The sequence below is a fragment of the Mesorhizobium sp. M1312 genome (assembly GCF_040318115.1).
GTDB lineage: Bacteria > Pseudomonadota > Alphaproteobacteria > Rhizobiales > Rhizobiaceae > Mesorhizobium.
On the sequence record NZ_JAMYLQ010000038.1, the window covers coordinates 49,524 to 56,167 of the forward strand.

General features: G+C 62.7%; 4 protein-coding genes and 3 pseudogenes. 3 read left to right on the forward strand and 4 right to left on the reverse strand.

The window, feature by feature from the left end; genetic code table 11:
* Positions 1-51 precede the first annotated feature (51 nt).
* From tnpC to tnpA, 3 genes are read right to left on the reverse strand one after another with little or no spacing between them, the layout of a single operon-like run.
* The gene (gene tnpC, locus NKH36_RS30565; RefSeq protein WP_502912147.1) at positions 52-1,581 is read right to left on the reverse strand and encodes an IS66 family transposase; all 1,530 of its coding nucleotides are present in this window, start codon (positions 1,579-1,581) and stop codon (positions 52-54) included.
* Between the two features lie 48 nt (positions 1,582-1,629).
* Positions 1,630-1,986, reverse strand: coding sequence for an IS66 family insertion sequence element accessory protein TnpB (gene tnpB, locus NKH36_RS30570; RefSeq protein ID WP_352963705.1), 357 nt, complete (start codon positions 1,984-1,986; stop codon positions 1,630-1,632).
* On the reverse strand, positions 1,983-2,429 hold the full coding sequence (tnpA, locus tag NKH36_RS30575) for an IS66-like element accessory protein TnpA (RefSeq protein WP_352963708.1): 447 nt from the start codon (positions 2,427-2,429) through the stop codon (positions 1,983-1,985). The genes tnpB and tnpA overlap by 4 nt, the downstream gene beginning before the upstream one ends.
* Before the next feature lie 198 nt (positions 2,430-2,627).
* Here tnpA and NKH36_RS30580 point away from each other — a divergent pair.
* The 3 pseudogenes from NKH36_RS30580 to NKH36_RS30590 form a co-directional block, all read left to right on the forward strand.
* Positions 2,628-3,735, forward strand: a pseudogene (locus tag NKH36_RS30580) (IS110 family RNA-guided transposase).
* A 275-nt stretch (positions 3,736-4,010) separates the two neighbouring features.
* Positions 4,011-5,050: pseudogene (locus tag NKH36_RS30585) on the forward strand (IS110 family RNA-guided transposase).
* Between the two features lie 561 nt (positions 5,051-5,611).
* Positions 5,612-5,743: pseudogene (locus NKH36_RS30590) on the forward strand (hypothetical protein); the annotation flags it as partial.
* Positions 5,744-6,219: 476 nt separating this feature from the next.
* Here the strand turns inward: NKH36_RS30590 and NKH36_RS30595 are convergent.
* On the reverse strand, positions 6,220-6,644 hold a 425-nt coding region (locus NKH36_RS30595), incomplete at its 5' end, for an integrase core domain-containing protein (RefSeq protein WP_352965724.1).

A 6,644-nucleotide genomic window follows, 5' to 3' on the forward strand; every position in this document is an offset into this window, starting at 1 on the left:
ATATCACACCTAAATCGTTTGCACCCAGCCGACCCAAAGTAACCGCTGTTCTCAGGCCACGGCCTTGAGCGGCATAGGGCTGTAGGCCCAAGGCAGCAGATCGTCGATCTGGCTTTGTGGATGGCCGGCGACGATCCGGGCGATCACGTCAGCGAGGTAGGTGTGAGGCTCGACGCCGTTGAGCTTGCATGTCTCGATCAGCGAAGCGATGGTTGCCCAGTGCTCGGCGCCGCCGTCGGAGCCGGCGAAGAGTGCGTTCTTGCGGTTCAAGGCGATGGGTCGGATGGCGCGCTCGACGACGTTGGAGTCGATCTCGATCGTACCGTTGTCGAGGAATCGTGTCAGACCTTGCCAGCGCGAGAGCGCGTAGCGGATAGCTTCCGCCAGCTTGGTCTTCTGGCTGATAAGGGTGAGTTGCTGCCTAAGCCACGGCTCAAGGGCATTGATGACGGAACGGCTTCTCTCCTGCCGAACGGCGCGGCGTTCGTCGGGGGAGCGACCGCGGATCTCGCTCTCAACATGGTAGAGTTGGGCGATGCGGGCGAGCGCCTCCGTCGCGATCGGCGCGGGGCCGGACTGCGCGAGCTCATAGAAGCGGCGACGCACATGCGACCAGCAAAAGGCTAGGCTCACGGCGTTGCGTTCGGCCAGCGCTTTATAGCCCGCGTATCCGTCGACCTGCAGGGTTCCGACAAAGCCCTGAAGATGGCGGATCGGTTGCTCGGCCTTGCGGTCCGGTGCGTAGAGATAGGCGACGCCTGGCGGATCGATCCCGCCCCACGGGCGGTCGTCACGGGCGTAGGCGAACAACTGCCCCGTTTTGGTCCGCCCCCGGCCCGGGTCAAGCACAGGCGCAGTGGTCTCGTCCGCGAAGAGCTTGTCTGATGCCTTCAGCCGCTCGAACAGCCGCTCATGCACAGGGCGAAGCAGGAAAGCTGCCTTGCCCACCCAGTCGGCGAGTGTCGAACGGTCGAGATTGACGCCCTGGCGGGCGTAGATCTGGGCCTGACGATATAGGGGAAGGTGGTCGGCATACTTCGACACCAGCACATGAGCCACCGTGGCCTCTGTAGGAATGCCGCCTTCGACGAGACGCGCCGGCGCTGGCGCCTGCACGACCACCTCTTCGCAGGCCCGACACGCATACTTCGGTCGACGGGTGACAATCACCCGGAACTGGGCGGGCACGATGTCGAGACGCTCGGAGACGTCCTCGCCCATTACATGCAACTGGCCTTGGCAGCACGGACAGATCTTGTCGGCGACGTCGATTACCTGCTCGACGCGCGACAGATGGGTGGGCAACGAGCCGCGGTTGGCGTGACGCTTACGAGCCCTGGCATCACGCTTTGAGGGGTCCGCGGCTTCCGCGCTGGCGAAGCCCTCCGCCTCTACCTGCTCGGCTTCCTCCAGCCCCAGAAGCAGCTGGTCCTCAGGCAGGCTCTCCGCCCTTCGCCCGAAGCGATAGCGCTGCAACTCCTTGATGATTTGGCGGAGCCTCTCATTCTCCGCACGCGCGGCCAGAAGCATCGCCTGAAGCGCATGAGGATCGTCGGGTAGGGCAGCGGCCGCGTCGGTCACGAAGCGGATTCAAGCATGGATTCCAGTGATTTGGCAATGATGTGATGGTCAGCTCGCCGCAATAGGAACACGCGTCTCGCGCGTCTCGTGCACCCGCCGCCAGTCGAGGCCTTCCAGGAGTGCCTGCAACTGTGCCGCCGTCAGTCGCACGACGCCGTCGGTAACGCCCGGCCAGCAGAACTTGCCATCCTCCAGCCGCTTGGCGAACAAGCATACGCCCGTGCCGTCGAAGTAGACGAGCTTGATGCGGTCGGCCCGCTTGGCCCGGAACACGTAGACCGCGCCCGAGAACGGATCCGCGCCCAGCGCCTCGCGCACGAGCGCTGCCAGACCTTCCGCTCCCTTGCGGAAGTCGACGGGCTTCGTCGCCACCATGACCTTGACCGCTCCCGTTGGCCCGATCACGACGTTGCCCTCAGCGCACGGATCACCGCTGCAACCGTCTTCGAATCCGCCCCACGACCTACCCGCATTGCGATGCCGTCGATCTCAAGCTCGATCACACCAGCGTCTCGAGCCGGCTCCCGCTTCCTTGGCTGTGGCCGATGCTTCGCCGCGGGCTTCGGAGGCGCTGCCGTCACCACCGCCGGCACGAACATGGACTCCGATACCGCTGCCTCCCCCATCGGCCGGCGAGCAGCCCGACGCCAGGTGAACAATTGCTGCGGGGAAAGTTCATACCGGCGTGCCACAGCACAAACCGTCTCGTCCGCCTCGTAGCTCTCCGCCACTATCCGGGCCTTCTCCTCCGGCGGCCACTCACGCCGCCGACCCGAACCAGTGAAGATCTCCAGCCGACGGACCGGCTCCTCGTCCTTGGACTTAAGCGTAAACTCTGAAATCGTCATATGTCGAAGCCCTCAAAGGCCTCGAACATCGTCCCTTACATCCATCCGCGAAAGGTGCCGCCGGGACAGCGCTTACGACCCAAAGGAGAAGGGTAAGACCGTAAGTCCGCCTCTGCCGATGAGGTGGCTCGCCCTACACTGCGCGTCCGAGGGTTGCTCGGGCGGGCCGAGCCGATCCTCACCACAGGAGGACGAGCCGTGGCGAATTATAGAGAAGCATTTGTCGGAATCGATGTTGCGAAGCTGAAGAACGCTATCGCGATTGCGGAGGCAGGCCGGGAAGGAGAGGTTGGGTTCGTCGGTGAGGTCGACGCGTCGGCCACCAGCATGCGGCGGGTCATAGGCCGGATTGCCAGCCGCTTTGATCACGTCCATTTCTGCTATGAGGCTGGGCCGACCGGGTACGGCCTTTATCGCCTGATCCGGTCGCTCGGGCACGAGTGCACCGTGGTTGCACCATCATTGATACCGAGGAAGCCCGGCGATCGGGTGAAGACGAACCGCCGAGACGCCATTTCCCTTGCCCGGCTATTGCGCGCCGGCGAGCTGACCGCGGTGTGGGTTCCCGATGAAGGGCACGAGTCCATACGGGATCTTGTTCGCGCGCGGGCGGCCGCGGTCGAGACACTGCGGGTCCATCGCCAGCAGGTGAGCGCATTCATGCTCAAGCACGGCCGTAGCTATCCGCGAAAAAAGAGCTGGACGATGCGCTATCTACGCTGGCTTCAGGAACAGCGGTTCGATCATCCCGCGCATCAGATCGCACTCCAGGAAATGGTCGAGGCGGTGCGCGTCTCGAAAGAGCGGGTCGAGCGGCTGGAGCGTGTGATCGAAGAGTTCGTCCCGGCCTGGTCGCTGGCACCGATCGTGTGGGCGCTTCAGACATTGCGTGGGGTAGACCTGATTGTCGCGGTGACGTTCGCACCGAAGTCGGCGACGCCAGCCGGTTCGAAAGCCCACGCCAGCTCATGGATATCTCGGTCTGGTTCCCGGCGAGCGCTCAACTGGGGAGACAGTCCGGCGCGGCGGCATCACAAAGGCAGGCAACGGTCGGGTTCGCCACATGTTGGTCAAGAGCGCCTGGACCTATCGGCATCCGCCCAAGATCGGGAAGGCGAAGCTATACCGATTGGAGCAGGCGCCACCGAAGGTGCGTGAGATCGCCTGGAAGGCGCAGTCCCGCCTGACAGCCCGCTACCGCATGCTGAGCGCACGGGGCAAACGGACAACTGTCGTCTGCACCGCGATCGCTCGTGAACTGGTCGGCTTCATGTGGGCAGTCGCAAGGGAGGCGCGCGCCACCTGATCGCTCGCCGCGACGGTGCACATTTCGCGCATGGGCGGAGGCGGGACCACGGCAGGGGAATGCCCGTCAGACGCTTTGTGGCCGGCGAACCGCCGACGCCCGCAGTAAGATAGGAACAGCCCCGGACGCACAATCGGGAATGCGGTAGCCAACCCGCGCATCAGAGATGGGATATTCGGCTTGAGCCCTATCTTTTGCGGAGGTGCTGCGCTTCGAGCTGATGGTAAACGTGGTCTGCGTGGAGCAGCCACAAGCATCAGAAGGAGAAGCGCAGCATGAAACATTATGCAGGATTGGACGTCTCGGTGAAAGAGACCGCCGTTTGCATAGTCAACGAAACCGGCGAGATCTGCCGCGAGGTGAAGGTTGTTAGCCACCCCGACGACCTCACTGCGGTTCTGAAAGATCCTGCCTGGGATTTTGACCGGATCGGTCTTGAAGCCGGGCCCTTATCGCAGTGGCTGTTCGAGGGGCTTGCCAAAGCCAGCTTGCCGTTGATCTGCATCGAGACCCGGCACACCAAGGCATTCCTGAAAGCGCAGCCGAACAAATCCGATCGCATAGATGCCCGCGGGATCGCTCAGATGATGCGGGTCAATCTGTTCCGCCCGGTGCATGTGAAGACAATGATAAGCCAGAAGCGCCGGGCGCTGCTGACGGCGCGCAAGCTGCTGCAGGAAAAAGCGATCGCCATTGAGAACGACATCCGCGGGCTCTTGCGCAACTTCGGGCTCAAGGTTGGCATGGTCAGTGCCGTCAAATTCGAACAAGTATCCGTGAACTCGTCGATGGCATGCCCGATCTGGCCGAGATCATCGAACCGCTGCTCGACGCGCGCAGCAAGCTGCGCCGGAATTCTGCCGCCCTTCACCGCAAGCTTCTGGTGATCGTCCGGAATGATCAGGTCTGCCGCCGGCTGATGTCGATCCCCGGTGTCGGCCCGGTCGTGGCGCTGGCCTACACCGCGACCATCGACATTCCGGCCCGCTTCCGCAACTCCAAAGCGGTCGGGCCGGTTTTGGGTCTGACCCCGGTGCTCCATGAGTCGGGCGAGAGCCGCCGCATTGGCCGGATCTCGCTGTGCGGTGATGGCATGATGCGAACGCTGCTTTACGAGGCCGCGCAAGTCCTGCTGACGAACGTGAGAAAATGGTCATGGTTGAAAGCCTGGGCGATGAACGTCGCCAAGCGGCGCGGTCGGCAGAAGGCCGTTGTTGCGCTCGCACGACGACTGGCGGTGATCATGCATCGCATGTGGAGTGATGGCACGCAGTTCCGCTGGACCAGGAAGGAAATTATGCCGGTTGCGGTCTGATTTGGTCCGTTAAGTCAGGAAGGAGACAACAAGTTCCACTTGCCGGTGGAGAGACGTCCTTCGCGGGACGATGGATGAGGGTGAGTTCGCTGATCAAGGAGTACCGATCGCATCGCAGCGATCAGGACGCATGAGAGATTGTTCCACCTCATTCTGGTGAATCCCATGGAGGGAGGGCCAGAGAGCCGATCCCGGAGAGAAGCAAGACCCCGCGACAGACGTCAGACGCCAGCAAAGCGGAAAGCTCGAAAGTGCTTGCCCTCAACCCGCCGAATAGAGAAGCTTGATCACCGACGTCCTTCAGTTCCGCCTCCACCCATGCGCGGTCCTCAGAATGAGCAGCCGTTCCTCGGATCGGGCGACCTCCTGGGTTCAAAACCTTGACAGCGGACATCAGAGCGGTGGTTCCGGACCACCTTTCGGGCGTGGTCGCGATCTGTGAGGTTGCCGGTTCTGCATTGGGGATCGAGATCGGCTTGTGTCTGGACTTGACCCTACCCTTGACCGAGCGGCAGCCTCGACGTTTCGAGGTAATCAACGGCGCCTGGCGGCCGGCGCCAGTGGTCTGTGGATGACAAAGGGCGGATCATCACGGAGACGCTAGAGCCGGACGCAATCATTTCCGAGGTCGCTCGCCGTTATGGCCTTGAGCGCAGGGCGGCTGCGCCTTTGGCATCCGCGTCTGGTGCATGAACGGCTGCTAGCAAGCTGAAGATCTCACGAAAACTATTCGCTGACGAGACGACGGCGCCGGTACTCAATCCCGGCCGTGGCCAGACGAAAGCTGGGTAGCTCTGGCCCTATCCCCGCGATGACCGAGGGAGCGCCCCCCGGCGCGCCGGATCGGAACGGCGAGCGCATGACGCTCGCCTTCCAGGGCCATTGCTTGAGCTTTGCAGAGAGCTGCTCGATCGGTTCAGATCGGGCGAGTGTATCGGCACCAGAATGCGCCGGCGCCACGATGGCGCGGCGAACAGCCCTGCCCTCAGCGAGCCGAAATTGCCCACGATGTCACCGATTTTGAGCTTCGGAACCACCACCCGCTCGATTTGGAGGTGGAACGGCTGCCCATCAAGCAGCCACGGCGGTCTTCAGGCGATCATGACACAGCGTCGCCATTAAAGTCTGCCTGATGGGACTTCGGCTTGGAGCCGCTGCCCAACCAGAAGCTAGCTGTTTAGTCCCGGCATTTGCTGGAGCGGGTTGAGCGAAAACCGTTCCGGCTGGGAAAGCCACGCCTTGCAGATGAACTCATAGGGTGTGAGGCCTTTGAGGGTCTTGAGCCTGCGGCCGAAATTGTAGGCGGTGACGAAGTCGGCGAGATGGCGACGGAGCTGGTCGTGGCTCTCGTAGTAGAAGCGCTTGACCGTCGCATCCTTGATGGTTCGGTTCATCCTCTCGACCTGGCCATTGGTCCATGGATGTTTGGCCTTGGTCGTGCGGTGCTCGATGTCGTTCGTGGCGCAGGCGTATTCGAAGGCATGTGCCCGGAAGAGTTCGCCGTTTGCAATGGCTTCCCTGATCAGCGGCACGGCCGAGCCGCTGGCGCCGGGCGTCGTGAACTGGATGCCGTTGTCGGTGAGTACGGTGTGGA